This window comes from Pseudotabrizicola sp. L79 (assembly GCF_036553525.1).
Taxonomy (GTDB): Bacteria; Pseudomonadota; Alphaproteobacteria; order Rhodobacterales; family Rhodobacteraceae; genus Pseudotabrizicola.
On the sequence record NZ_JAZHDA010000057.1, the window covers coordinates 16,629 to 42,127 of the forward strand.

Here is a 25,499-nt window from a genome sequence, read left to right on the forward strand (position 1 = left end):
TCACTTCACCGCGCCAAAGGTCAGGCCGCGGACGAGTTGTTTCTGGCTGAACCAGCCAAGGATCAGGATCGGGGCAATCGCCATCGTGCTGGCAGCACTCAGTTTGGCATAGAAAAGCCCTTCGGGTGACGAATAGCTGGCAATGAACTGCGTCAGCGGGGCTGCTTTTGACGTGGTCAGTTGCAGCGTCCAGAACGCCTCGTTCCATGACAGGATGACGTTCAAAAGCAGGGTCGAGGCAATGCCGGGGATCGCCATGGGCGTCAGCACATACAGGATTTCCGACTTCAGCCCGGCCCCGTCCATCCGCGCGGCCTCAAGGATCTCGCCAGGGATTTCCTTGAAATAGGTGTAAAGCATCCAGACCACGATCGGCAGGTTGATCAGCGTCAAGACCCCAACCAGACCGGCCCGGCTGTCCAGCAGACCGAAATCGCGGAACAGCAGATACATCGGCACCAGAACGCCAACGGCGGGCATCATCTTGGTGGACAGCATCCACATCAGCAGATCCTTGGTCCGCCGACCGGGCACAAAGGCCATCGACCAGGCCGCCGGAATGGCGATCACCAGCGCGATCAGGGTCGACCCCAGCGAGATGATCACCGAGTTCATGAAGTGGCGGAAGTAATCCGACCGCTCTTGCACCTCGTGATAGCTTTCAAAGGTCCACGAGCTGAACAGAACTTCAAACGGCGTCTTGATCGCATCGCCTTCGGATTTGAAGCCAAGGATGATGATCCACAGGATCGGAAAGAAGATCAGCAGGCCGATGGTCCAGGCAAGCGCCGTGATCACGGTCTTGCGGGTGTTTGATACCTTGCGTGCCATGGATCAGCTCTCCAGATTCTTGCCGATCATCCGCATCAGGAAGATCGCAACGATATTGGCCAGGATGACCGCGATGATGCCGCCCGCAGAACCGCCGCCCACATCGAACGACAACAGCGACTGGGCATAGACCAGATAGGTGATCGTGGTCGAAGCCGTGCCGGGGCCACCATTGGTGGTCACAAGGATTTCGGCAAAGACCGACAGCAGGAAGATGGTCTGGATCAGGATGACCACCGTCACCGCCCGCGTCAGGTGGGGCACGGTCAGATAGATAAAGCGGCTGATCGGCCCGGCCCCGTCCATCTCGGCCGCGTCCATCTGTTCGCGGTCAAGGCTTTGCAGGGCGGTCAGCAAGATCAGCGTGGCAAAGGGCAGCCACTGCCAGGCGACGATCAAAATGATCGAGGCCAGCGGCGCATGGGCCAGAAAATCAAAGGGTTGCAGGCCAAGGGCCTTGGCCGCATGGGCGAAAAGACCGTTCACGGGGTTCATGAACATATTTTTCCACACCAGCGCCGAAACGGTCGGCATCACGAAGAAGGGCGCAATCACAAGGATCCGCACGATCCCCTGCCCCCACATCGGCTGGTCCAGCAACAGCGCCAGCAGCGTGCCACCAATCGTGGTGATCGCCAGAACGCCAACAACCAGCACAAGCGTATTGCTCAGGGCGGGCCAGAAGGCGGGGTTGTTGACGAACCAGTAATAGTTGTCAAAGCCTGCCCACGTTTCCATTCCTGGCATCAGCAGGTTGTAGCGCAGGAAGCTGAAATAGATGGTCATACCAAGAGGCACGATCATCCACAAAAGCAGCAAGATCACGGCGGGTGAAACCATGAGCCGAGCTGCCGTGCGGGAATGCGCGGTGGCCATTTGGGCTCTCCAATCTGGATGGAACGGGGTCAGGGACCGAAAAAGGAAAAGGGCGGGCGCACAGTAGCATCGGGCGCCCGCCCTCGGGAGGAGTCGATTACTTGATGTAACCGGCTTTGGTCATTTCAGCCGTGGTCACGGACTGGGCCTGTGCCAAGGCATCTTCCAGCGAGGTCGAGCCAGCAAGGGCTGCCGAGAAGATCTGGCCGGTCATCGTGGCGATACCCTGGAATTCCGGGATAGCAACGAACTGCACGCCAACATACGGAACCGGGTCAACCGTCGGGTTGGTCGGATCGGCCAGGTTGATGCTGTCCAGCGTCATCTTGGCGAACGGCACCTTCTGGTACTCGGGGTTCTCATACAGCGAGGTGCGCGTGCCCGGAGGAACGTTGGCCCAGCCTTCTTTGCCCGCGACAACTTCCAGATACTCTTTCGAGGTTGCCCAAGCGACGAAGGACTTGGCGGCATCAGCCTTTTCGGTGCCTGCCGGAATGGCCAGCGACCATGCCCACAGCCAGTTGCCGCGCTTGCCCAGACCGTTGTCGGGGGCCAGAGCGAAGCCAACCTTGTCAGCAACAGTCGATTCCTTGCCGGTCACGAACGAAGCTGCCACCGTGGCGTCGATCCACATGCCGCACTTGCCCTGGTTGAACAGCGACAGGTTTTCGTTGAAGCCGTTGTTCGATGCACCGGGCGGGCCGTATTCGTTCATCAGCGCCAGATAATCGGTCAGCGTGGCTTTCCACGCGTCGCTGTTGAACTGCGGCTGCCAGTTCTCATCAAACCAACGGGCGCCATACGAGTTCGACATGGCGGTCAGGAAGGCCATGTTTTCGCCCCAGCCGGCCTTGCCACGCAGACAGATGCCATACTGTTCTTTCGACTTGTCGGTCATCGCGGCCGCAGCGGTCTTGATGTCAGCCCAGGTCGGCGCTTCCGGCATGGTCAGGCCAGCGGCTTCCATCAGGTCCGTGCGATACATGACCATCGAGCTTTCGCCATAGAACGGGGCTGCATACAGCTCGCCGTCCACGGTCAGGCCGCCGCGCATGGCGGGCAGCAGATCGTCCACGTCATATTCGGCGGGCAGGTCGTTCAGCGACACCAGCCAGCCCTGCTTGCCCCAGATCGGAACTTCGTAGGTGCCAATGGTCATCACGTCGAACTGGCCACCCTTGGTGGCGATGTCGGTCGTCACGCGCTGACGCAGCACGTTTTCTTCCAGTGTGACCCACTCAACTTTGATGTCGGGATGCTTTGCGTAAAAGTCATCCATCAGGCCTTGCATACGAACCATGTCGCCGTTGTTCACGGTTGCGACGGTGATCGTGGTTTCCGCCAGCGCTGCACCAGCAAGGGCAAAGGAAACGGTTGCGCCAAGCAGCGCACGTTGCGTCAATTTCATACTATCCTCCCATAGAAGCGACTGAGCAATTCATCGCTTAGTGAGCAATTACTCACATTAGGGGGTGAGTCGTCAACCCCCCACTTCCGCCGCAGCGCAGCATCAGGGGGCGTCAGACGGCGGCCAAAAGCGCGATTGCGGTGGGTTCGTCCGTCACCAAACCGTTGATGATCCGCCCCAGCAGGGCGGCACGGATGGCATCAATCTTGCGCGGCCCCGCCGCCACGCCGATCACCGGTTGCGTCTGCCGTGGCTTGACCTGAACCCCGCCGATCAAGGCATTGCGCGGGATTTCGATGTAATTGCCTTCGCGGTCATAGACCCAACTGACGATTTCACCCGCAGCACCAAGGGCTTGCAACTGCGCAAGCTCGGATGCCGACAAGAACCCGTCCAGGGCCAGCGGCGCATCCGGCCCCATCTGGCCAATCCCCACAAAGGTGACATCCGCGCGCATCGCCAGATCATAAACCGCGCGCACCGGCCGCAAGCGCATGAAGAACGCCCGCTCCTCTGCCGTGTCTGAAATCACCGGGACCGGCATGGGAAAATAGGTGGCGTTCAGTTTTTCGGCGATGCGGCTGATCACATCATACAAAGTGGCCGACCCATCGGGGGCAATATTGCCCAAAAGCGAAACGATTCGGTGCGGGCATTCGCCCATCGGGCTGAACTGTTCGGCCATCGACCGCAGCGCGCGCCCCGTGCCAAAGGCAATCACCTGCGGCTCGGGCATCCGCAACACCCGCTCCAACTCGGCCGCGGCCGCCGCTGCGATGGCGCGCGACGGATCGCCCCCCTGCCCCAAACCGGGGGCCACGCGGCATTGCGACAGATCGAACCGATCGCGCAACGCCTGTTCCAGATCCATACAGGCCCCGATCCGGTGGTTCAGCCGCACATGAATCAGCCCATCGGCCATGGCCTTGCTGACCAGACGTTGCGCACGCTGGCGGCTGACGCCCAGTTCCTGCGCGATCTGATCCTGGGTCTTGCCCCCAACATAATACAGCCAGCCTGCGCGGGCCGCATCATCCAACGGGGTGGGGTCAGTGTCGATCCGGCTCACATCTGCCTCCTCAGCTTCGGGGCAATGTGAAAGAATTCCGCGAAAGAGGCAAACCGCTGATGCGGGCGGGCGTCTTCGGGTTCTTCGGGCGGGTCGGGGCGCAAGTGGCTGCCCCCCACGAAACGCCAGACGGTCATGCCAGCGGCCAGCCCCGCGCGCAAGCCCGGAAGGCTGTCTTCGACCACCAGACACCGCTCTGGCGCCACGCCCATCTTGGCGGCGGCATACAGGAACAAATCCGGCGCAGGCTTGCCCTGCGCAACCAGACTGGCGGTATAGGTGACCGGGCCCAGCCTGTCCCATAGGCCCACGCAGCGCAAGGAAAACTCAACCCGTCGCGGGCTGGATGACGTGGCCACACAGCACGGCACCGCCAGATCCTCCAGCATTGCGGCCACACCGGGCATGGGTTCCAGCCGCGTCTCGAACGCCTCCAGCAGGCGGTTGCGATACTGTTCCTCAAACTCTGGCGTCAGCTTCAGGCCGAAATCCCGGCGGATGGTGTCCATCACCGTCGGATAACTGCGGCCCAGAAAGTGCCGGACGACATAGGCCATGTCGATCTCAACCCCCAGCAGCGCAAGCTCGGCCACCAGCATCTGCGCGCTGATCACCTCGGAATCGATCAGCACACCGTCGCAATCCAGAATGACCAGATCAAAGGGGCGGTCTTTCGCAGGGTCGCTTGCGGGCGCAGTCTCGGCAGGGGGGGCATTCATCAGCAGGTCTTTCAGATCGGGCCGCTGCACAATTCCGCCCTGCCCCCGAAATTGCAAGCGCCGATGCAAGCCGGGCGTTGTGCGCCCCGCGCGTTTGCACGATACTTGCCGCCAAAGCAAAAGCACAAGACGCACAGATCATGCAGGCATTGCCTTGGGGCGCAACATCGGCAGGCCCCGCAAAACGGCTGACAATTGACGATGGCGCCCAGTGCCGGGCGGTGCTGACAGATTTTGGCGCGCGTCTGGTTGAATTGTGGCTGCCCGACCGCGACGGCGGCCTTGCCGATGTCGTGCTGGGCCATGACGCTGTGCAAGATTACGATACCCCCGCCAGCCGCTATGTCGGCGCGACCTGCGGGCGCTATGGCAACCGCATTGCCGGGGCGCGCTTTGATCTGGCAGGCCAAACGCATTTGCTTGACGCGAACGAAGGCGCGCACCAATTGCATGGCGGCCAGGGTGGCTTTGACACCCGCCCTTGGGCGCTGACAAACCACAGCCCGACCAGCGCCAGCTTTCAGCTGTCCTCGCCCCATGGCGATATGGGCTATCCCGGCGCGCTGACGGCACAGGCCACCTATGCCTTCACCGCCCCCGCCCGGCTGGAAATCACCCTGACCGCCCGGGTAACGGGGGCCGCAACGGTGGTGAACCTTGTCAATCACGCCTATTACAACCTGTCGGGTCAGGGCAGCGGCCCGACAGACGACCACATTCTGACACTTGCCGCGGATCACTATCTGGCGGTCGATGCGGCCATGATCCCCCAAGGCCCGCCCACCCCCGTCAACGGCACCGCCTTTGACTTTCGCACCCCCCGCCGCTTGGGCGCGGCCGTGCCACCGGGCGGCTTTGACCATAACTTCTGCCTGACCCCATCGCCACCAATGCTGCCCCCCCAGATCACGGTCCAGGACCCCGTCTCGGGCCGCGGCTTTGCGCTGTGGACAGATCAGCCGGGGGTGCAACTTTACACCGCAGGCCACATCCCCCCCGGCTTTCCCGGCAAGCGGGGGGCCAGATTGGGGCCAAGGGCGGGGTTTGCGCTGGAAACCCAAGGCTGGCCCAACAGCCCGAACCGCCCCGATTTCCCCTCGACCACCCTGCATCCGGGCCAAACCTATCTGCACCGCATGGTGTTCACCTTCACCGCGGCCTAAGGCCCCGTTCCCCCGGCCCGACAGACCAAAGACAAAAGGATACCCACCAATGGCACCCCTGACCCTCGCCCTCGTCGGCATTGGCAAGATCGCCGTTGACCAGCATGTCCCCGCCCTTGCCGCCTCGGCCGACTGGCGGCTGGGGGCCACCGTCAGCCGGCATGGCACCGTGCCGGGCGTGCCCGCCTATACCGACATGGCCCAGATGCTGGATGCCCACCCCGAGGTTTCGGTCGTGTCACTGGCCCTGCCCCCGGTGCCGCGCTTTGCCGCCGCCAAAGCCGCCCTTCTGGCTGGCCGCCATGTGATGCTGGAAAAGCCCCCCGGCGCCACATTGGCCGAGGTGCATGCCCTTGCCGCCCTCGCCGCCGCACGGGGGCTGACGCTTTATACCACATGGCACAGCCGCATGGCCCATGCCGTCGCCCCGGCCAAAGCCTGGCTTGCTGACAAAACCGTGACCAAAGCCACGATCACCTGGCGCGAGGATGTCAGGAAATGGCACCCCGGTCAGGACTGGGTGTTTGAACCGGGTGGCATGGGCGTCTTTGATCCGGGCATCAATGCGCTGTCGATCATGACCCATATCCTGCCAGACCCGGTGCATCTGCAATCAGCCGAGCTGGAGTTTCCCGCCAATCGCCAGACCCCGATCGCCGCGCGCCTGTCGTTCAGCGGCAATGTCAGCGCCGATTTTGATTGGCGCCAGACCGGCCCGCAAACCTGGGACATTCAGGTGCAGACCCCCCAAGGCAGTCTGGCCCTGCGCATGGGCGGCAATGTTTTGGAAATCGACGGCCAACCCTCGGGCGGGGCCAACAGCCTGATGGGCGAATACCCGGCCCTTTACGCGCGCATGGCAGAGCTGGTGCGCCAGGGTCAGTCCGAGGTTGATCTGACACCCATGATCCATGTGGCCGACGCCCTGACCCTCGGCCGCCGCATCCAGACTGAGGATTTCAGCTTTTAAGCTCCGAGTCCTGGCAATCCGCCACCTGCCCCCACACCAGTGGGGGCTCAGATGACCCCCAACAGCTTCCACCACAGATAATCCAGTGGCAGGAAGACCAGCGCAGTGATCACGAACAACGACAGCGTCACCTTAAGCAGGGGCCTTGTGCTTTCACCAGCCAGCCCCATGGCCACAATCAGCGGCCCCACCTGATAGGGAAACAGTACGGTGGAAAAGCCGATCACCTGCGTCATCAGCACCGCCTGCACCGAAAACCCCGTGCTTTGCGCCAGATCCGGGGCCAGGGGCGTCAGAACCGCTGGCACCCCGGCCATGGTGGTAAAGATCGAGGTCGAGGTGCCCAACAGCGACAGGGACATGAAGTTCAGAAAATCACGGCCCGGCTGAAAGGGCAAAACCGCAAAAGCCTCGGCTGCGATGATCTTGCCCAACCCGCTGGCATTGACAACCGTGCCCAGGGTCAGTGCGCCTGCCACGAACAGCAGCATAGAGAAATCGACCGAGGATTTGAACACCGGCGGCGGCACAAAGCCAAATTGCGGCACCATCAACACCAGCGCAACGCCCAACCCCACCCAAGCCGGGTTGATCCCGTGGATCTGATCCGTGGCCCACAGCGCCAATGTCACCGCCAGCAGCCCCAGCAACGCCCCCTGCCGCCGCCCCGACCCCCCAGATGCCGCGGCAGATGCCGCCTCGGCCGGCTGGAGCCGGGCGGGAAAGAACGCCAGAACCAACGCGACGATGGCCACCGATTTCAGCACCCCCAACACGGGATAATGCAGCAAAAGGTAGTCGGCATAGCTGAAATGCAGGCCCAAGGATTGCTCGGCCACCCCCGACAAGATGACATTGGGAATGTTGGACGGCAGAATGGCAAAACTTGGCATATTGGTGCCAATCGCGATTACCACGGCCACCCCCGTCCGGCCCGCCGATCCCTTGCCCAGCCCCAGCACATCGGCCAGCGCCATGCCCACAGGCACCAGAACTGCCGCCCGGCCCAGCGACGACGGCATGACAAACCCCAGCCCCATGCCCAGCAGCATCAGCCCTGCGATCAAGGTGGCATAGCTTTTCGACAGATGCGGCCGCGCCAGCGCCCCCAGCCGCGCCCCAAGCCCCGATTGCGTGATCGCGGCCCCAATCACAAACCCCGCCACCACCAGCCAGATCGCCGAAGAGGAAAAGCTGGCAAACACCTCTTGCGGTGTGGCCAACCCCGCCAGGATCAGCGCAGCGAACAGAAAGGTCGAGGCCACATAGCCCGGCACCAGCCCGGTGCCCCACAAAGACAACGTGATCAGCATGGCCCCAAAGGTCAGCGCCTGATCTGGTGTCATGCCCGCGGGCAGCGCCAGACTGGCCCAGCCCGACAGGATCAGCGCCCCCAGCACGATCAATTCACGAATGCGGCTCATGGTCTGTTTTGCCTTTCTGTTGCCTTGGCCTTTGGACTAGCCCCAGCAGCGCGGATGTCATAGAACGACAAGATGACAAAAGATGTCGATTTTCAGCCAAACAGCGATTTGCCCGTGGCCGCATGGTCGGGGCATCTGGCGCAGGGCGCGCATTGGCAGGCCATGGGCGATGACCATGCTCGGGTCATGTTCTGCTTTGATGGGTTGATGCGGGTTGAAACCGGGGCTGGGCGTTGGTTCATTCCCGACCGCTTTGGCCTTTGGCTGCCCCCCGGCACTGCGGCACAGGTGCAAGTGGCCCACCGGGCCGAGTTTCAGACCCTGCTGCTGCACCCGCGCTTTGCCCGACGCCCGGGCCTGCCCGACCACCCGGTGATGCTGCGCGCCACGCCGCTGATGCGGGGCATCGGGCGGCGCCTGGCCCCAACCGACACCGCAGCCGCGCCCCTGACACGGCCCGAACGGCGCCGCCTTGGCTGGGTCGCGCTGGATGAAATCGCCCGCCTTGACCGCCCCGATCTGCACCTGCCCGGCGGCAGGGATGCACGCCTTGCCCGCGTCATATCGCATCTTCTGGCCCATCCGGGGGATGCCAACAGCCTTGCCCTGCTGGCCAGCCGCGCAGGCATCAGCACCCGCACCCTCAGCCGTCTGTTCCAGCACGAAACCGGCCTCAGCTGGCGCGACTGGCGCGACCGGATGCGCTTTGTTCTGGCGGTCGAGGGCGTGCAACTGGGCCGCTCCAGCACCGAGTTGGCCGCTGCCTTGGGCTATTCCAGCCCTTCGGCCTTTGTTGCGGCCTTTCGGCGTCAGGCCGGGGTGTCGCCCAGCCAATGGCGCCAGCAGAAATGATCTGCCTCAGCGCCCACTCAGCCAGTTGCCAAAACGCGCCAGACGCGACGGTGGCCCCCCCGCCGCCTCGGCCCGGTCGGCCAAGGCATAAAGCGCATACATCCCCCGCACCCCCAGCCAGCGCAGCGGCTCAGGATCCCACAGGCGCAAGGGGCGGTTGATCCAGGGCAGGCCCGTCAGCGCCGTTGTGCGGCCCAGCGCCAGATCGGCCAGACTGCGCCCGGCAAGGTTCGAGGTGGACACCCCCACCCCGACATAGCCACCCGCATAGCCGATACGCGTGGCCGGATCAAAGCCCACGGTCGCGCACCAGTCGCGCGGCACCCCCAACACCCCACACCAGGCATGCGCAATCTGCGCGCCGCGGGCCGCCGGGAAATGGCGGTGCAAAATCGCCATCAGCCGCCGGATGGTTTCGGCATCGGGCCGCCCCTCGGCATCAATGGCCGACCCAAAGCGATAGGGCACCCCGCGCGCGCCCACCGCGATCCGCCCCTCGCGCGTGCGCTGGCAATAGCAATAGGCATTGGCGAAATCGCCCAGAATTTCATGGCCCTGCCAGCCGATCTCGTCCCATTGCGCGGCAGACAAAGGCTCGGTCACGATCTGGGCCGAATTCAGCGGCAGCCAGTCGCGGCGGTGGCCCGGCAGCGTGGCGGTGAACCCTTCGGTGCAGCGCAGAATGGTGGCCGCCCGCACCTGACCGCGGTCGGTGCTGACACCCCCCGGCGCAATCGCAGTTACGGCGGTGCCTTCGACAATCCGCACGCCCTGCGCCTCGACCAGCCGGGCCAGACCCGCCACCAGCTTGGCAGGCTGAATGCGCGCCACACCTTCGACCACCATAGCCCCCCGCGCACCCGGTATCCGAATGCGCCGGGCCAGATCTTCGGCACCGATCAGATGCAGCCGCCCCGCCTCGCCCCAATGGCTGCGCTGCGCCACCTCGTCGCGCATCCGCGCCTCTTGCGCCAGGCTGGTGGCCACCATCACTTCGTCGGTGCGGCAGATATCCGCATCAATCCCCGCCGCCTCGGCCACGGAAATCACCTCATCCACCGTGCCCAACATCGCGGCCACCATGGCCCGCACCGGGGCCTCGCCCCCTGTGGCATAGCGCCGATGCGACCAGGCAAACCCACCCGTCAGCCAGCCGCCATTGCGCCCCGAGGCGCCAAAGCCCGCAAATTCCTTTTCAACCACCAAAATATCCAGATCGGGCCGCGCCTGTTTCAGGTAATGCGCCGCCCACAGCCCGGTATAGCCCGCACCGATGATGCAGATATCGGCCGTAGTGTCGCCCGACAGCGGTGCCCGCCGCGCAGGCAGGCCAATGTCGCGCCACCAAAACGAAACCTTGCCTTGCTCCATCCCTGCCCTTCCCGCCATGGTGGCACGGGCCTGCCCACCCGCCAGCCCCTTTGCCCCATGCAATCGCACCTGCCCATAGAAAGCAATTTCAAAACAGTCCGTTGCCCAACACGGCCTTGATCCGCAGGCCCGGCTCGGGCACCTTGCAGGTTGGGATCCCTTCGGCGGGCCGTTTTGGCCTGCCGCCTCATCTGACAGATCGGTTACGACATGAGCCCGCTGATAGCCCGCCTGAGCGGCGACGGATTGGTCGCCCGTGTCATGCGCAGTTCCGCATGGACTGCGCTGGGCTATGGCGGCAGTCAGGCCATGCGGCTGGCCTCGAACCTGATCCTGACGCGCATCCTGTTTCCCGAAGCCTTTGGCATGATGGCGCTGGTTTCGGTCTTCATCGTCGGGCTGACCATGTTTTCCGATGTGGGCGTGGCCCCGTCGATCATGCAGCACCGCCGCGGCGACGAGCCTGCCTTTCTGAACACCGCCTGGACCATTCAGGTGGTGCGCGGGGTGATCTTGTGGCTGGCCACGCTGGCGCTGGCCCTGCCCGTGTCACACTTCTACGCCGAGCCGCAGCTGGCGCTGCTGTTGCCCGTGGCGGGCATTTCGCTGCTGATCCATGGTTTTGAACCCACGCGCATCGACACGGCCCTGCGGCATCTGCGGGTGGGCCGCGTCACCGGGCTTGATCTGATCGCGCAGGCCATCGGCATCGTTGCGATGGTTCTGATGGCCTGGGCCTTGCAATCGGTCTGGGCCTTGGCGCTTGGCTGGATCGTCTCGTCTCTGGCGCGTCTGGTGTTGATGACGCTGTATCTGCCCGGCGACCGCAACCACCTGCACTGGGAACCCGAGGCCGGGCGCGACCTGATCCATTTCGGGGTCTGGCTGTTTCTTTCGACGGCCTGCGGCTTCATGGTGGCCCAGGGCGACAAGGCGATCTTGGGCAAATATCTGACGCTGGAACAACTGGGCCTTTACAATATCGGCTTCTTTCTGGCCTCTTTCCCGCTGATGCTGGGCCAGACGATCACCGGGCGTATCCTGATCCCCTTGTATCGTGAACGCCCCCCCGGCGCATCGGCGGCGCATTTTCAGGCCATCCGCAAGATGCGGTTCCTGCTGACCGGGGCGATCTTTACCATCTTGGCACTGACTGCCTTTGCCGGGGAATGGCTGGTCGATTTTCTTTATGATGACCGCTACACTGCCGCCGGGGCCATTCTGGTGCTGATATCGGTCAGCCAGATCCCCACGGTGATCGGCATGACCTACGATCAATCGGCCTTGGCCGCCGGCGACAGCCGCAACTACTTTTACCTGACGCTCGCGCGGGCCGTGTTGCTGATGGTTTTCATGATCGTCGGGGCCAATCAGATGGGCCTGATCGGGGCCATGGCCGGGCAGGCCCTGGCGTCGATCCTGGTTTACCCGGTGCTGATCTGGCTGGCCCGGCGCCATGGCGCTTGGGATGGCCTGCATGACGGCCTCTTTGCCGTGCTTGGCCTTGCCTTGGCGATTGCGGTGATCTTTGTCGATCAAACCGCCATCCGCGCCCTGATCACCCTGTTCGCAGGCCCGCCATGAAGACCCGAGGCACCGACACCCCCCCGTCAATCGGCACCGCCACGGCCATCGCCGCCGAGGCCGGGTCGCACTGCCCCCTGACCCCCATGCAGATGGGCATGGTCTATGAAAGCACGCTGGCCCGGCGGCCTTGGGTCAACCTCGAACAGATCGTGGTGCAGTTCGAAGACGAAGACATCGACGTCACCGCCCTGCGCGCCGCCTGGCAAGCCGTGGCCACCCAGCACGAGGCCCTGCGCCTGTCGATCCTGTGGCGCAAACGCGATGTGCCGGTGCAGGTGATCCGGCCCCATATCGACATCGACCTGACCTACGAAGACTGGTCACAGATGAGCCCAAACAAGCAACAGATCACGCTGGATCAGGTGCTTGCCACTGACCGAGAGCGCGGCGTCGATCTGGAAGCTGCCCCGCCCTGGCGCGTGCAACTGTTCCGGCTGGGACCTCGACAGTCGGTCATGATCTGGACGGTGCATCACGCCTTTATCGACGGGCGCAGCATGACCATCGTGCTTGAAGACCTGTTTGAGACGCTGGCAGGCCGCCCCATGCCCTCCGAAGCCGACCACTCGGTCGGGTTTTCGCACTATTGCCGGGCCCTGTTGACCAGTGACACAGCAGCGGCAAAAGCACATTTCCAACAGGTTCTGGCGGATTTCGACCAACCCAACGCGCTGACCCATGATCCGCAGGATACGGCGCAGACCAGCGCCCTGCGCAAACAGCAGATCCACCGGCAGATCGACCCTGCCTTGTCCGCCGCTTTGGTCGAACGGGCCGAGGCGGCAGGGGCCACACTGGCCGATCTGATCCACGCGGCATGGGGCATGGTTGTCGCCCGCTGGACGGGCCGCGACGAGGCGGTGATCGGTATCACCCGCTCGGGCCGCTATATTGCCCCCGATTGCCAAAGAACCGTGGGCTGCCTGATCAACACGCTGCCCCTGCGTATGCAGATGACTGCCGGAAAACAGGCTGATTTGCATCTGGCCGACCTGCGCCGTGCCACGCTGGCGCTGCGCCCCTATGAACATGCGGCCCTGACCGACATCCGCCGTTGGGCCGGCATCCCCGGCTCGGTGCCGCTGTTTGAAACCATGGTCATGTTTGAACGGCAAAGCCTCAATCAATCCATGCGCGCTTTAGGCCCCGAATGGCACAAGCGCCGGGTCACACTGCACGAAGAAGGCGCGATGCCGGTCACGCTGGCCGTTTATGCCGATCGTGAAATGCTGATCGAGATGGAGCATGACCCGGCCCTCGTTCCCGCCAACCGTGCCCGTGCCATGCTGAAGCATCTTGTCGAACTTCTGGCCAGTTTTGCCAAGGCGCCAGGGTCCGAACCGCTCTCATTGCTCAAGATGCTGCCCCGCGCCGAAGAGGCGGCGTTGCTCAGCCTTGGGCGGCCCGAGCGGCGCCTGCCCCCACTGTTGCCTTGCCTTGCCACTTTGTTGAATGAGACCGCCAAGCAGGCGGGCGCGGCCCCTGCCCTGTCAATGGTCGGAGAACGCGACCATCTGAGCCACGAGGCCATGAACCAAAAGGCCAACGGTCTGGCCCATGATCTGGTCGCCCAAGGGGCGAGGCCCGGCCAGATCGTCGCCATCTGCCTTGAACGCTCACCCGGCTTTGTCATCGCCATGCTGGCCGTGTTGAAATCCGGCGCGGCCTTCCTGCCGGTTGATCCAAGCTATCCACCAGATGTCATTGCGCATATGCTGACTGACAGCGGCGCATCGCTGATCATTGCCCGCCCCGGCCACTTGCCCGCCCAAACCACCGGCCTGCGGGTCATTGCCCCCGATGCGGCCCCGGCACAATCGGCCCCGCCATTGCCCCCGCCCGATCCTGACCGGCTGGCCTATGTGATCTATACCTCCGGCTCAACCGGGGTGCCCAAGGGGGTCAAGGTGCCGATGCGCGCCATCACCGCCCATGCCGCCGCCATCGGTGCCGAATTCGGGCTGAGCCAGGATGATCGGGTTCTGCAATTTGCCAGCCTGTCCTTTGACGTCTCGATCGAGGAAATCCTGCCCACCCTTCTGGCCGGAGCCCATTTGGTGCTGCGCGATGAGGCAATGGTCGGCGGGATGTCGGCCTTTCTTTCGCTTGTGGGTTCGTTGAAGTTGACGGTTCTGAACCTGCCGACGGCCTTTTGGCATGTGCTGGTCGATGATATGGCCCAGAACGGGCATCACCTGCCCCCGTCAGTGCGGCTGGTGATCGTAGGGGGTGAACAGATCAATCCGCGCGCCTTGGCCACATGGCAACGGCTTGAGCCCAAGGTGCGCTGGTTGAATGGCTATGGGCCGACCGAAACCACAATCACCTGCACCTTGCATGAACCCGGTCCTGTCTCGCCCGGCGATGATATTCCCATCGGCAAACCCACGGCTCATGCCTGTGCCTATGTGCTGGCGGCCGATGGCTCTTTGGCGCCGATGGGGGCGGCGGGCGATCTGTGGATCGGCGGGCCTGCGGTCTCTGACGGCTATATCAACCGCCCCGAGGAAAACGCCGCCGCCTTTCAGCCCGACCGCTTTACCGGCCAAGGCCGCATTTATCGCACCGGCGACCGGGCCAGTTGGCGCGCCGACGAGACGTTGGCCTTTCTGGGTCGGCAGGACAGGCAGGTCAAACTGCGCGGCTTCCGGCTGGATCTGCGCCATGTCGAACGGGTGCTTGAACAAGACGACAGAGTTGGGCGTGCGCTTGCGCTGGTTCTTGCTCAAGGCACGCCAGAGGCGCGGCTGGTGGCTTGGGCAACGGGGGCCGATGGTCAGGCCCCACCTGATCCCGAGCAGTTGCGTCAGGCCGTGGCGCGCCGGTTGCCGGGCCACATGGTGCCCAAGATCATGGTGCTGAATGATTTCCCACGCACCCCCGGCGGCAAGATCGACAAATCCGCTCTGCCAGTGCCAAAGGCCGACAAAGCCTCGGCCGATGTCGGGGCAGAAGCAGATGAGGTCACCCTGCACATCGCCCGCCTGATGGCCCGCACCTTGGGCTTTGATCAGATCGGGCCAGATGACAACTTTCACGATCTGGGCGGCCACTCTCTGCAAGCAGTGCGCCTGATCGGCCAGATCGAAACCGAGCTGGGCTACCGCCTTGGCATTGGCGATCTGCATCGCAACCCCACACCGCGCCAGCTTGCCGATACAGTCGATGCCGCCCAAACCGGGCCGCGCTACATTGTTCCCGTGCAGCCAAACGGCACCTTGCCGCCCTTGTTTGGCGTGCATGTGTTGGGCCGCAACGAAGAATACTACCGCCCGCTGGCCGCAGCCCTTGGCCCTGACCAGCCGGTTCTGGGCCTGACTGTGGGCCTGTTGACCCAAGACACCCCTATCGGGGTCGAGGCCACGGCGCGCTGCTATTTCGAGGATATCCAGCGCCATTACCCTGATGGCCCGATCAGCTTGGCCGCCGTTAGTCTGGGCAGCTACATCGCCTTTGATCTGGCCCAACAACTGCTGGACGCAGGCCGAGAGGTGCGGATGATTGCCCTGTTTGACGCCGAGGGGCCGGGCGGGCGTTCACGCGTGCGGGGCCTTGCGCGTCTTATGGTGCATGTGCGCCGCCTGCGCGGCGAAGGGGCGGCCTATCTTTTGCATGTCCTGTCAAATCGGCTGACCGACCTGCGCAATCGCGTTGAAAAGGCGCGTGTCAAGATGGCCAGTGCAAAGGGCGAAGCCGCTCCTCTGACCATTGGCACCTTTGTTGCGGCCAATGAACTGGCGGTGCAGGCCTATGAGGCACAGCCGATCGAACTGCCCCTGACCATCTTCCGTGCCACGGAAAATGTATTTGACAGCCCTGAAAGCTCTCGGGATGGGTTGGGCTGGTCGCCTGTGGCCCAAGCCGGGTTCGAGGTGATCGACATTCCCGGAGGCCACCTGACCATGCTGTCCCCGCCCCATGTCGCCCGGCTGGCCCGCCACATGGCGCAGCGGATGGCCCGCCGTGACTGATACTGCTTAGGCGACGGTCGGATCGGTGATTTTATCGGCAACCACAGCCACGCAATCACCCGGCTTGACCAGCCCCGGAAAATGACGCGCCGTGAATAGCCCCGTTCGCGCCACTCGCAGCGCCACAGGATCAACTCCCGTGCGCCCCGTGGGATAGATCAAGGCAATCGTCTGCCCCTGTTCGACCCAGTCGCCCAGATCGGCACAAAACCGGATCAGCCCGGCATCCTGCGCAAATGTGAAGCACGCACCGTCAGGCATATCCAGCCATTCGGTTGGCTGTGCATCGATTTCGCCCGCCACCACCCCCGCTGCAATCAGCAGATTGCGACAGCCGCGCACGGCGATCTCGGTGGTGCGGGCACTGGCCGTGCCACCGCCACCCAGTTCGGTGGTAACAAACACCCGCCCCATGTCTTCGGCAGCGGTGTCAAACATGCCAACTGCGTCAATCTCCAGCATCTGTACGGAATATGGCGCACCAAATGCCCGCACCAGCCGAAACGCCTCAGCCTCCTGCGCCTTGTCGGGCAGGATATGGGCCGCACAGAACGGTAGAAAATCCAGTGTTTTGCCGCCCGAGTGGAAATCCAGCACCACATCGGCCATCGGCAACAGCACCCGCTGGAAATAGTCGGCAATCTTTTCGGTCACCGTGCCATCGGGCCGCCCCGGAAAGCTGCGGTTCAGATTGCCCCGGTCGATGGGCGAGGTGCGGGTTCCGGCGGCAAAGGCCGGTTGGTTCATTGCCGGGATGATGATCACCCGGCCCGTCACCTGATCCGCGCGCAAGCTGCGCGCCAGATCAAATAGCGCAATTGGCCCCTCGTATTCGTCGCCATGGTTTGCCCCGGTCAGCAACGCCGTCGGCCCCACCCCGTTCCTGACCACCGTGACCGGAATCATCACCGACCCCCAAGCCGCATCGTCGCGGCTGTAGGGCAGCTTCAGAAACCCATGCTGCACGCCATCGGCGTTGAAATCCACCGTGGCAGTTACCGGAGAAGCGCGCATCGCCCTTACTCCTTGATCATCAGACGGCGCGGGACATCGGCAAGGCATTCCATCCCGGTCTCGGTGATCAGGATCGATTCCGTCATCTCGAATCCCATATCCTCCAGCCACAGCCCAGTCATGAAATGGAATGTCATCCCCGGCTTCAGCTCGGTCTTGTCGCCGGGGCGCAGGCTCATCGTGCGCTCACCCCAATCGGGCGGATAGCTGACGCCGATGCCATAGCCTGTGCGGCTGTCCTTCACGATCCCATGCTTGGCCAGAACCGCGAAATAGGCCTTGGCGATATCTTCGCAGGCATTGCCGGGCTTGGCCGCCGCAAGGCCCGCCTCCATCCCCTCCAGCGTCGCGGCCTCGGCATCCAGAAAGGCCTGCGTCGGCTTGCCCAGAAACACCGTACGCGACAGCGGCACATGATAGCGGTGATAGCAGCCCGCAATCTCAAAAAAGGTGCCCTGCCCCGCCTGCATTGGCCGGTCATCCCATGTCAGATGAGGCGCGCTTGCCTCGGGCCCCGAGGGCAGCATCGGTACGATCGCCGGATAATCGCCGCCCACGCCCCCCGCGCCGCGAATGCCCGCATCATAGATTTCGGCCACCAGATCGCATTTGCGCATGCCCACTTCGATCTTGTCGAAGATCCGCGCATGCATGCCTTCAACGATCCGCGCCGCCTTGCGCATATAGTCGATCTCGGTCGGCGATTTCACGGCGCGCTGCCAGTTGACCAACGCCGTCACATCGGAAAACCGCGCATTGGGCAGGCCCCGCGTCAGGCTGGCAAAGGCGGCGGCTGTGAACCAGTAATTGTCCATCTCGACGCCAATCCGCAACCCGCCCCAGCCCCGGTCGGTCAGCAGGCACGACAGGTAATCCATCGGGTGCCGTTCCGTGCTTTGCACATAGTGGTCAGGGTATCCGATCATGTTTTCAGACCGCAGATAGGCCGTGTGCCGCGCCCCATTGGCATCCATCCCCCGGCCAAACCAGATCGGCTCGCCATGGGGTGGCACCACCACGCATTGATGCACATAGAACGACCACCCGTCATAGCCGGTCAGCCAGTTCATATTGCTGGGGTCGGTCACGATCAGCAGATCAACCCCCTTTGCCTCCATCGCGGCACGGGTCTTTGACAACCGTGCGGCAAATTCCTCGCGGGAAAAGCGCAATTGCACCTCAGACATTCCCATCCCCCCCTTCAGTTCAACGGCAGCGTCATCAGATGGCCGGGCGCAATCGCCCCGCCCACGCCACAGATCCGCGCCAGATTCCACGCGGTGGCGTAATTCGAGGACAGCACCGGCAGTCCGGTCGCCGTCTCCAGCCTGTCGATGATCCCCGCAGCCCGCACCGCCGTGCAGGAAATGAACAGGGCATCCGATCCCTTGTCGGCAGCCTCGGCCGCCAGATCCACCAATTCGTCCAGCGCGATCCGCGCCATATCGCGGTCATCGGGCATGTTGAGGCAGGTAAAGCGGTCGATCCCAAAGCCTTCGGCCTCGAACACCCCCGCCATCGGCGCCGAGGTTTCGACCAGATAGGGCGTCAGCACCGAAATCCGCTTGGCCCCCATCGCCCGCATCCCCGCCACAGCCGCGGAAACCGGCGTGATCACCGGGCAGCCGGGCTTGCCCTTGTTCACCTGCGCCCGCACCGCCGCATCCCCGATACAGACCGAGGCCGAGGTGCAGCCAAAGACGATCGCTTCCAACTCTTGGTCCGGCAGGATCAGTTCGGCCGCCTGCGCCAGCCGCGGCTCCATCGCCCGCAGGGTTTCAGGTGCCACCGGGTTCACGAATTCGACCCGCGTCGTGTAAAATCCGATGCCCTGCGGTGTCAGGATGCGGGCGTAATCCACTTCCATCGTGTGGTCGGTGGACAGTGCAATCACGCCAACCCGATGCGGCATCGGGCGCGGGTCAAGGCGCGGGCTGCGCGAAGCAATGCGAATCTCGGTCATGACAGCGCCTTTCCCAGCCAGATGCCACAGGATTGGCTCAGCCAGAAATCAAGTCAATTCCGAAATAATATCATGACAATTTTAGATCGTCGGCAGCGGCACCTCGGGCGCCTGGTTCAGAATGTCGCGCAGCACCGTTAGCCCTCGCCGCAACTCCTCTGCCCCGGTCGAACCCAAAGAGATGCGCACCGCCTCTTTCCGGTCGCGCTCGGTCGCGCGGAACGATTGCGCGGGGGCCACCGCCACACCGCACAGTTGCGCCTGCGCGACAAACCCATCTTCGGCCCAGCCCGTGGGCAAGGACAGCCAAAGATGCAGGCTGCGCCGATGGGCGACAGGCATCCACGCACCCAGAACCTGCGCGGCCATATCATGCCGCGCCTCCAGCGCCCGGGCCTGACCGGTGGCCAGATCGGCCACCACACCTTCCCGCACCCAATGCGACAACAGTTCCACCATCGGCGGAGTGGCCATCCAATGCGCCACCAGATGCCGGTTCGCCACTGCCGTGGCAAAGCGCGGCGGCGCGTGCAGATAGGCCAGCCGCAAGCCCGGCACGGTGTATTTGCTGAAGCCCGAGATGTGAATCACCCGGTCAGGCGCAAGGCTGGCCAGCCGGGGCACCGGGTCGCTGATCAGCGGGCCAAGGCTGTCGTTCTCGATGACCGCAAGATCATGCCTTGCCGCCACCTGCACCAGTTCTTCCCGCCGATCCGCAGGCATCATCCGCGCCAAAGGGTTGATAACATTGGGTTGTAGATAGACCGCCCGCAAATGCCCCCGCCGCGCCACCGCATCCAGTGCGGCCGGGATCATACCGTCGCCATCCATCGCCACGCCGTCTAGGTGCAGCCCGAGATAGCCACACAGCGGCTTGATCGTGTGATGGGTCAGCGCCTCGACCGCCAGACCAGAGCCTGAGGGCACTACGGCCATGATCGCCGCCGTCAGCGCGGGCGTCACACCATTGGTGATCACCATGCCCGCGGCCGTGGCAGGCACGCCCAATCCCCCCAGCCAATCCACCGCCACCGCCCAGTGGCGCGGCATCACGGCTTGCGGGCGAAACGACAGCGCCGCGCCTGCCGACAGGTTTTCCGCCAGCCAGCCAAAGCCCTGACGAAACCGTTCCAGATGCGCGGGGTCGATCACCGGCTTCAGGATCGACAGGTCGATCACCGCCCCGGCGCGGTTGGGCAAATAGGGCTGGCGCGCCTCGCCCGAGGGCGACAGCACGAAGGACCCCCGCCCGACCTCTCCCGCGATCAAGCCGCGCCGGATCAACTCGTCATAGGCGCGGCTGACAGTCTGCACCGACAGACCCAAGGCATCCGCCAGCTTGCGGTGCGGCATCAGCCGGGCCCCGATCGGCAAGGCACCGCTTTCAATCGCGCGGGCAAATTGCTCGGCCAATGCCAGATAGGCAGGGCGCGAGAGGGCAGTCGGGTCTGGCATCCAATTTGTCATGATTGTAAATCTGCTCAAAATCATATCAATATGTAAACACCGAAATTCAGGATAAGCCGATGAAACTGGATTCTATCGACCTGCGGATCCTTGACGCGGTCCAAAGGGACGGGCGGATCACCAAGCTGAAGCTGGCCGAATTGGTGGGCCTGTCGCCCACCCCGTGCTGGCTGCGGCTGCGCAAACTGGAAGACGCCGGGATCATCGAGAGCTATCATGCACGGCTTGCCCCGCGCCGGATCGCCCCCATCGCAACCGTGTTGGTCGAGGTGACCTTGGCCAACCACCGGCAGGCAGATTTCGCCCGCTTTGAACAGTCAATCGGCCAGCGGCCCGAGGTGACGGCCTGCTGGTCGGTGGGGGGCGGTGTTGACTATATTCTGAAGGTCGTGGCCAAAGACATCGACACCTATCAGCGCCTGATTGATCAGATGCTGGCCGAAGATATCGGCATCGACCGCTATTTCACTTATATCGTGACCAAAACAGTCAAGGACGACACCACCCTGCCCCTGTCGCTGTTTTCCGAGAAATAGAGAAAGTCTCTACACAGCCCCCATTTTCGGGCGCAAAATACCTGTGGCGGGCCCCCAGTTTGGCCCCCTTCTCTGCCTAAGCTGCATCATCTTGGGTGAAACCGGACAGGACCCCCCGCGATGAATGCCCATAGCTCGCAAACCACCCATCATGCCCTTTCGCATCTTGCAGATCGCAGCCTGCTGCGCGGTCTTGGCTATATCAACGGGCGCTGGACATCGGCCCCCGATGCGGCTGACTTTGCCGTAACCGATCCGGCAAGCGGCGCATTGGTCGCCCGCGTGGCCAGCCTTGGGCCCGCCGAAACCGATGCCGCCATTGCCGCCGCCACTCAGGCCTTTGCCACATGGCGCGACCGCCTACCCGCAGACAGGGCGCGCATCCTGCGCCTTTGGGGCGACTTGATGCGGGCCGCGACCGATGATCTGGCCCTGATCATGACCCTGGAACAGGGCAAACCCCTGGCCGAATCCCGCGGCGAAATCGCCTATGCGGCCGAGTTTCTGGAATGGTATGCAGGCGAGGCGCAGCGGATCAACGCCGAGGGCGTGACCCCCCATCTGCACGGGGCCGAAATGATCGTGCGGCGCGAGGCGCTTGGCCCGGTGGGGGTGGTCACGCCCTGGAATTTCCCAAGCGCCATGATCACCCGCAAGGTCGCCGCAGCGCTTGCGGCGGGCTGCACCACGGTGGTGCATCCTTCGGCAGAAACGCCGCTGTCGGCGCTGGCACTGGCCGAACTGGCCGAACGCGCCGGGCTGCCCGCAGGGGTGATGAACGTCGTGCCGGGCGATGCCGCCACCATCGTGGGCCGCATGTGTGCCGATCCCCGGTTGCGTGCCCTGTCCTTTACCGGATCAACCGAAGTGGGTCGCCTGATCGCGGGCCAATGTGCCCCGACGATCAAGCATCTTGTGATGGAACTGGGGGGCCACGCCCCGCTGATCGTGTTCGACGATGCCGATATCGACCGGGCCGTTCAGATCGCGATGGATGCCAAATTTGCAACCTCGGGCCAGGATTGTCTGGCCGCCAACCGGATTTATGTCGCCCGCGCGATCCTGCCCGAATTCACCGCCAGATTCGCACAGCGGATCAAGGCGCTCAGGGTTGGGCCGGGGCTTGCCGACAGCACAGACATCGGCCCCCTGATGCACAGCCGCGCGCTTGCCAAGGTGGCCGCGCAGGTGGATGATGCGGTTTCCCGTGGCGGCCGGGTTGTCACGGGCGGCGCGGTCCATCCCGACCTGCCCTTGGCCTATCTGCCCACGCTGCTGGTCGATGTGCCGCAAGACGCGCTGATCCACCGTGAAGAAACCTTTGGCCCCGTCGCCTCGATCATGGGGTTTGACACCGAGGACGAGGTGATCGCGCGGGCCAATGACACCGATTATGGGCTGGTGGCCTATGTCATCACCCGCGACGGCGCGCGGGCCTTGCGGCTGTCACGCGCGCTGGAATTTGGCATGATCGCCGTAAATCGTGTCAAGATCACGGGGGGGCCCATCCCCTTTGGCGGCTGGAAGCAATCCGGCCAGGGGCGCGAAGGGTCGCGCCACGGGATGGAAGCCTTTACCGAGCTTAAATATATCTGCATCGACACCGCCGCCTGAAGGCCAGAAAGGACGAAAAATGCTTGATCGTGAGAATGACCTGAACGCCTGGGACCGCGACCATTTCTTCCACCCCTCTACCCACATGGGGATGCATGCGCGCGGCGACACGCCCCGCCGGGTGATTGCGGGCGGTCAGGGCTGCTATATCCAGGACAGCACCGGCAAGCGCAGCCTTGATGCCTTTGCCGGCCTTTACTGCGTGAATGTCGGCTATGGCCGCACCGAAGTGGCCGAGGCGATTGCCAAACAGGCGCATGAGCTGGCCTATTACCACGCCTATGTCGGCCACGGCACCGAGGCCAGCATCACCCTGGCCCGCATGATCATCGAACGCGCCCCCGATCACATGAGCCGGGTCTATTTCGGCCTGTCAGGCTCGGATGCCAATGAAACCAACATCAAACTGATCTGGTATTACAACAACATCCTTGGCCGCCCCGAGAAAAAGAAGATCATCAGCCGCTGGCGCGGCTATCACGGCTCGGGCGTCATGACGGGCAGCCTGACGGGCCTTGCGCTGTTCCACGCCCATTTCGATTTGCCCCGCGCGCCCATCCTGCACACCGAAGCCCCCTATTACTTCCGCCGCGAAAACCGCGACCAGACCGAGGAAGAATTCAGCGCCCATTGCGCCGCCAAGCTGGAAGAGATGATCCTGGCCGAAGGCCCCGACACCATCGCCGCCTTCATCGGCGAGCCGATCTTGGGCACCGGCGGCATCGTGCCCCCGCCCAAGGGCTATTGGGCAGCGATTCAGGCGGTGCTGACCAAATACGACATCCTTCTGGTGGCGGATGAGGTTGTTACCGGCTTTGGCCGCCTGGACACCATGTTTGGCAGCACGCATTACGGGATGGAGCCTGACCTGATCACCATCGCCAAGGGCCTGACCTCGGCCTATGCGCCGCTGTCGGGGTCGATCGTGTCGAACCGCATGTGGGATGTGCTGGTGCAGGGCTCAGACGCCTTTGGCCCCATCGGCCATGGCTGGACCTATTCGGCCCACCCCATTTGCGCCGCGGCCGGGGTGGCCAATCTGAAACTGATCGACGATCTGGATCTGGTCCGCAACGCGGGCGAAACCGGGGCCTATTTCCGGCAGGGCCTGACCGATGCCTTGGCTGGCCACAAAAATGTGGGCGAGGTGCGCGGTGACGGGCTGATGGCCGCCGTCGAATTCGTCGAAGACCGCGACGACCACCGCTTCTTCGACCCCGCCCGAAAGATCGGCCCGGCCATCGCCGCCGCCCTGCTGGATCAGGGCGTGATCGGCCGCGCCATGCCACAGGGCGATATCCTGGGCTTTGCCCCGCCCCTGTGCCTGACCCGCGACGAGGCGGATACCGTCATCGCTGCCACCAGCCGCGCGGTGAAAGCCGTTCTGGGCTGACAGTGCCCTACAGCACACCAAAACGCCGGGCCCAGCCCGGCGTTTTTCATTAGGCACTCCGCCCCGAGCCGGTGTCATGCAACTGTCATAAAACTTTGCCATAAGCGTCACGCCTGACCGCTATCCCCAACGCCGAAGGCCGACTCGAGACCGGGTCGCGCCTCTCGTCCAACACAGGAGCGATCCATGACGATGTTCAAGATTTCCGCCTCGGCTTTGGCCATTGCCGCTGCCGCCACCGCCGCCGAAGCCCGCGACCAGATTCAGGTCACCGGCTCTTCCACGGTTCTGCCCTATGCCACCATCGTGGCCGAAGCCTTTGGCGAAAACTTCGACTTCCTGTCGCCGGTCGTCGAAGGCGGCGGCTCGGGCGCTGGCCGCAAGAAACTGTGCGAAGGCGTGGGCGAAAACACTGTCGATATCGCCAATTCCTCGTCGCGCATCAGCCAGTCGGACATCGACCTGTGCAAGGCCAATGGCGTCGAAGAAATCATGGAAGTTCGCATCGGATATGATGGCATCGTCTTTGCCTCTGATGTGAACGGCCCCGAATTCGCCTTTACCCCCGCTGACATCTACACCGCCCTGGCGGCCGATGTGGTCAAGGACGGCGCGCTGATGCCGAACCCGAACACCAACTGGTCGCAAGTCAACCCGGCCTTCGCCGATCAGGAAATTCTGGTCTTCGTTCCGGGCACCAAGCACGGCACCCGCGAAGTCTTTGACACCAAGGTGATCATCGCAGGCTGCGAAGCCACCGGCGCATTCGAAGCCTTCAAGGCCGCCAATGCCGGCGATGAAGACAAGGCCGAAGACGCCTGTATGAACCTGCGCACCGATGGCCGCTCGATCGACATCGACGGCGACTATACCGAAACGCTGGCCCGCATCGACGCCGACAAGAACGGCGTGGGCGTGTTCGGCCTGTCGTTCTATCAAAACAACACCGACAAGCTGCGCGTGGCCACCATCGACGGCGTTGTGCCAACGACCGAGGCGATTGCCGCTGGCGACTATCCGGTGTCGCGCCCGCTCTACTTCTACGTCAAGAAGGCGCATCTGGGCGTGATCCCGGGCCTTAAGGAATATGTCGAATTCTTCGTCTCTGACGATATGGCTGGCCCCGATGGCCCGCTGGCGGCCTATGGCCTTGTGTCTGACCCGGAACTGGCCGCCACCCAGGCGATGGTGGCCGACGAAACCCCGATGGGTCCGCTGAACTGATCGAAACACGGCTGGGGGGCTTTGGCCCCCCAGTTGCCCTTTGACGA

The 25,499-nt window shown here is 63.6% G+C and carries 20 protein-coding genes; 9 read left to right on the plus strand and 11 right to left on the minus strand.

Annotated elements, in window-relative coordinates:
• From V3C85_RS18320 to V3C85_RS18340, 5 genes are all read right to left on the minus strand, one after another.
• Positions 1 to 831 (minus strand): carbohydrate ABC transporter permease, encoded by an 831-nt coding sequence (locus V3C85_RS18320; protein WP_331796944.1) that lies wholly within the window; start codon positions 829 to 831, stop codon positions 1 to 3.
• 3 nt (positions 832 to 834) lie between these two features.
• On the minus strand, positions 835 to 1,707 hold the full coding sequence (locus V3C85_RS18325) for a carbohydrate ABC transporter permease (protein WP_331796945.1): 873 nt from the start codon (positions 1,705 to 1,707) through the stop codon (positions 835 to 837).
• A 97-nt stretch (positions 1,708 to 1,804) separates the two neighbouring features.
• On the minus strand, positions 1,805 to 3,115 hold the full coding sequence (locus V3C85_RS18330) for an ABC transporter substrate-binding protein (RefSeq protein WP_331796946.1): 1,311 nt from the start codon (positions 3,113 to 3,115) through the stop codon (positions 1,805 to 1,807).
• A gap of 112 nt (positions 3,116 to 3,227) precedes the next feature.
• On the minus strand, positions 3,228 to 4,184 hold the full coding sequence (locus V3C85_RS18335; protein WP_331796948.1) for a sugar-binding transcriptional regulator: 957 nt from the start codon (positions 4,182 to 4,184) through the stop codon (positions 3,228 to 3,230).
• Complete coding sequence (locus V3C85_RS18340) at positions 4,181 to 4,903, minus strand: HAD family hydrolase (RefSeq protein ID WP_331796949.1); 723 nt, start codon at positions 4,901 to 4,903, stop codon at positions 4,181 to 4,183. Before V3C85_RS18340 ends, V3C85_RS18335 begins: the two co-directional genes overlap by 4 nt.
• Before the next feature lie 140 nt (positions 4,904 to 5,043).
• Here V3C85_RS18340 and V3C85_RS18345 point away from each other — a divergent pair, with 140 nt between their 5' ends.
• Together V3C85_RS18345 and V3C85_RS18350 are read left to right on the plus strand one after the other, a co-directional pair.
• Complete coding sequence (locus tag V3C85_RS18345; RefSeq protein ID WP_331796950.1) at positions 5,044 to 6,066, plus strand: aldose epimerase family protein; 1,023 nt, start codon at positions 5,044 to 5,046, stop codon at positions 6,064 to 6,066.
• A 49-nt stretch (positions 6,067 to 6,115) separates the two neighbouring features.
• Complete coding sequence (locus tag V3C85_RS18350) at positions 6,116 to 7,036, plus strand: Gfo/Idh/MocA family protein (RefSeq protein ID WP_331796951.1); 921 nt, start codon at positions 6,116 to 6,118, stop codon at positions 7,034 to 7,036.
• Positions 7,037 to 7,083: 47 nt separating this feature from the next.
• On the opposite strand, the gene V3C85_RS18355 is transcribed toward V3C85_RS18350, so the two are convergent.
• Positions 7,084 to 8,460, minus strand: coding sequence for an SLC13 family permease (locus V3C85_RS18355; protein ID WP_331796952.1), 1,377 nt, complete (start codon positions 8,458 to 8,460; stop codon positions 7,084 to 7,086).
• Positions 8,461 to 8,532: 72 nt separating this feature from the next.
• On the opposite strand from V3C85_RS18355, the gene V3C85_RS18360 reads away from it, so the two are divergent.
• The gene (locus tag V3C85_RS18360; protein ID WP_331796953.1) at positions 8,533 to 9,312 is read left to right on the plus strand and encodes a helix-turn-helix domain-containing protein; all 780 of its coding nucleotides are present in this window, start codon (positions 8,533 to 8,535) and stop codon (positions 9,310 to 9,312) included.
• A 6-nt stretch (positions 9,313 to 9,318) separates the two neighbouring features.
• Here V3C85_RS18360 and V3C85_RS18365 read toward each other — a convergent pair whose 3' ends face one another.
• Positions 9,319 to 10,683 (minus strand): NAD(P)/FAD-dependent oxidoreductase, encoded by a 1,365-nt coding sequence (locus tag V3C85_RS18365; RefSeq protein WP_331797242.1) that lies wholly within the window; start codon positions 10,681 to 10,683, stop codon positions 9,319 to 9,321.
• Between the two features lie 210 nt (positions 10,684 to 10,893).
• Here V3C85_RS18365 and V3C85_RS18370 point away from each other — a divergent pair, with 210 nt between their 5' ends.
• Together V3C85_RS18370 and V3C85_RS18375 are read left to right on the plus strand one after the other, a co-directional pair.
• Entirely contained in the window at positions 10,894 to 12,267 is a 1,374-nt protein-coding gene (locus tag V3C85_RS18370; protein ID WP_331796954.1) for an oligosaccharide flippase family protein, read from the plus strand.
• A complete protein-coding gene (locus tag V3C85_RS18375) occupies positions 12,264 to 16,241 on the plus strand; it encodes a non-ribosomal peptide synthetase (protein ID WP_331796955.1) in 3,978 nt (1,325 codons plus the stop codon). Before V3C85_RS18370 ends, V3C85_RS18375 begins: the two co-directional genes overlap by 4 nt.
• Positions 16,242 to 16,247: 6 nt before the next feature.
• Here the strand turns inward: V3C85_RS18375 and doeB are convergent, their stop codons facing one another.
• The 4 genes from doeB to ehuR all read right to left on the minus strand — a co-directional run bounded on the left by doeB (position 16,248) and on the right by ehuR (position 20,673).
• Entirely contained in the window at positions 16,248 to 17,255 is a 1,008-nt protein-coding gene (gene doeB, locus V3C85_RS18380; RefSeq protein ID WP_331796956.1) for a N(2)-acetyl-L-2,4-diaminobutanoate deacetylase DoeB, read from the minus strand.
• Between the two features lie 5 nt (positions 17,256 to 17,260).
• Positions 17,261 to 18,442: an ectoine hydrolase DoeA gene (gene doeA / locus V3C85_RS18385; RefSeq protein ID WP_331796957.1), complete on the minus strand. Its 1,182-nt coding sequence runs from the start codon at positions 18,440 to 18,442 to the stop codon at positions 17,261 to 17,263.
• 14 nt (positions 18,443 to 18,456) lie between these two features.
• The gene (locus tag V3C85_RS18390; protein ID WP_331796958.1) at positions 18,457 to 19,218 is read right to left on the minus strand and encodes an aspartate racemase/maleate isomerase family protein; all 762 of its coding nucleotides are present in this window, start codon (positions 19,216 to 19,218) and stop codon (positions 18,457 to 18,459) included.
• Between the two features lie 81 nt (positions 19,219 to 19,299).
• A complete protein-coding gene (gene ehuR / locus V3C85_RS18395) occupies positions 19,300 to 20,673 on the minus strand; it encodes a MocR-like ectoine utilization transcription factor EhuR (RefSeq protein WP_331796960.1) in 1,374 nt (457 codons plus the stop codon).
• 71 nt (positions 20,674 to 20,744) lie between these two features.
• On the opposite strand from ehuR, the gene V3C85_RS18400 reads away from it, so the two are divergent.
• The 4 genes from V3C85_RS18400 (at position 20,745) to V3C85_RS18415 (ending at position 25,452) form a co-directional block, all read left to right on the plus strand.
• Positions 20,745 to 21,221 carry an Lrp/AsnC family transcriptional regulator gene (locus tag V3C85_RS18400; protein WP_331796961.1) on the plus strand — a complete coding sequence of 159 codons (477 nt, stop codon included), beginning with the start codon at positions 20,745 to 20,747 and terminating at the stop codon, positions 21,219 to 21,221.
• 120 nt (positions 21,222 to 21,341) lie between these two features.
• A complete protein-coding gene (locus tag V3C85_RS18405; protein WP_331796962.1) occupies positions 21,342 to 22,835 on the plus strand; it encodes an NAD-dependent succinate-semialdehyde dehydrogenase in 1,494 nt (497 codons plus the stop codon).
• A 19-nt stretch (positions 22,836 to 22,854) separates the two neighbouring features.
• Complete coding sequence (locus V3C85_RS18410) at positions 22,855 to 24,228, plus strand: aspartate aminotransferase family protein (RefSeq protein WP_331796964.1); 1,374 nt, start codon at positions 22,855 to 22,857, stop codon at positions 24,226 to 24,228.
• A 186-nt stretch (positions 24,229 to 24,414) separates the two neighbouring features.
• A complete protein-coding gene (locus V3C85_RS18415) occupies positions 24,415 to 25,452 on the plus strand; it encodes a substrate-binding domain-containing protein (protein WP_331796965.1) in 1,038 nt (345 codons plus the stop codon).
• The last annotated feature ends 47 nt before the right edge of the window (positions 25,453 to 25,499 follow it).

What these genes read in the sequence shown, in the direction of transcription:
- V3C85_RS18390 (WP_331796958.1), bottom strand. Translation starts at nt 19,218, where the DNA reads ATGACCGAGATTCGCATTGCTTCGCGCAGCCCGCGCCTTGACCCGCGC.
- V3C85_RS18360 (WP_331796953.1), top strand. Translation starts at nt 8,533, where the DNA reads ATGACAAAAGATGTCGATTTTCAGCCAAACAGCGATTTGCCCGTGGCC.
- V3C85_RS18375 (WP_331796955.1), top strand. Translation starts at nt 12,264, where the DNA reads ATGAAGACCCGAGGCACCGACACCCCCCCGTCAATCGGCACCGCCACG.
- ehuR (WP_331796960.1), bottom strand. Translation starts at nt 20,673, where the DNA reads ATGCCAGACCCGACTGCCCTCTCGCGCCCTGCCTATCTGGCATTGGCC.
- V3C85_RS18350 (WP_331796951.1), top strand. Translation starts at nt 6,116, where the DNA reads ATGGCACCCCTGACCCTCGCCCTCGTCGGCATTGGCAAGATCGCCGTT.
- V3C85_RS18410 (WP_331796964.1), top strand. Translation starts at nt 22,855, where the DNA reads ATGCTTGATCGTGAGAATGACCTGAACGCCTGGGACCGCGACCATTTC.
- V3C85_RS18330 (WP_331796946.1), bottom strand. Translation starts at nt 3,115, where the DNA reads ATGAAATTGACGCAACGTGCGCTGCTTGGCGCAACCGTTTCCTTTGCC.
- V3C85_RS18370 (WP_331796954.1), top strand. Translation starts at nt 10,894, where the DNA reads ATGAGCCCGCTGATAGCCCGCCTGAGCGGCGACGGATTGGTCGCCCGT.
- V3C85_RS18415 (WP_331796965.1), top strand. Translation starts at nt 24,415, where the DNA reads ATGACGATGTTCAAGATTTCCGCCTCGGCTTTGGCCATTGCCGCTGCC.
- doeB (WP_331796956.1), bottom strand. Translation starts at nt 17,255, where the DNA reads ATGCGCGCTTCTCCGGTAACTGCCACGGTGGATTTCAACGCCGATGGC.
- V3C85_RS18405 (WP_331796962.1), top strand. Translation starts at nt 21,342, where the DNA reads ATGAATGCCCATAGCTCGCAAACCACCCATCATGCCCTTTCGCATCTT.
- V3C85_RS18355 (WP_331796952.1), bottom strand. Translation starts at nt 8,460, where the DNA reads ATGAGCCGCATTCGTGAATTGATCGTGCTGGGGGCGCTGATCCTGTCG.
- doeA (WP_331796957.1), bottom strand. Translation starts at nt 18,442, where the DNA reads ATGTCTGAGGTGCAATTGCGCTTTTCCCGCGAGGAATTTGCCGCACGG.
- V3C85_RS18400 (WP_331796961.1), top strand. Translation starts at nt 20,745, where the DNA reads ATGAAACTGGATTCTATCGACCTGCGGATCCTTGACGCGGTCCAAAGG.
- V3C85_RS18365 (WP_331797242.1), bottom strand. Translation starts at nt 10,683, where the DNA reads ATGGAGCAAGGCAAGGTTTCGTTTTGGTGGCGCGACATTGGCCTGCCT.
- V3C85_RS18320 (WP_331796944.1), bottom strand. Translation starts at nt 831, where the DNA reads ATGGCACGCAAGGTATCAAACACCCGCAAGACCGTGATCACGGCGCTT.
- V3C85_RS18340 (WP_331796949.1), bottom strand. Translation starts at nt 4,903, where the DNA reads ATGAATGCCCCCCCTGCCGAGACTGCGCCCGCAAGCGACCCTGCGAAA.
- V3C85_RS18325 (WP_331796945.1), bottom strand. Translation starts at nt 1,707, where the DNA reads ATGGCCACCGCGCATTCCCGCACGGCAGCTCGGCTCATGGTTTCACCC.
- V3C85_RS18345 (WP_331796950.1), top strand. Translation starts at nt 5,044, where the DNA reads ATGCAGGCATTGCCTTGGGGCGCAACATCGGCAGGCCCCGCAAAACGG.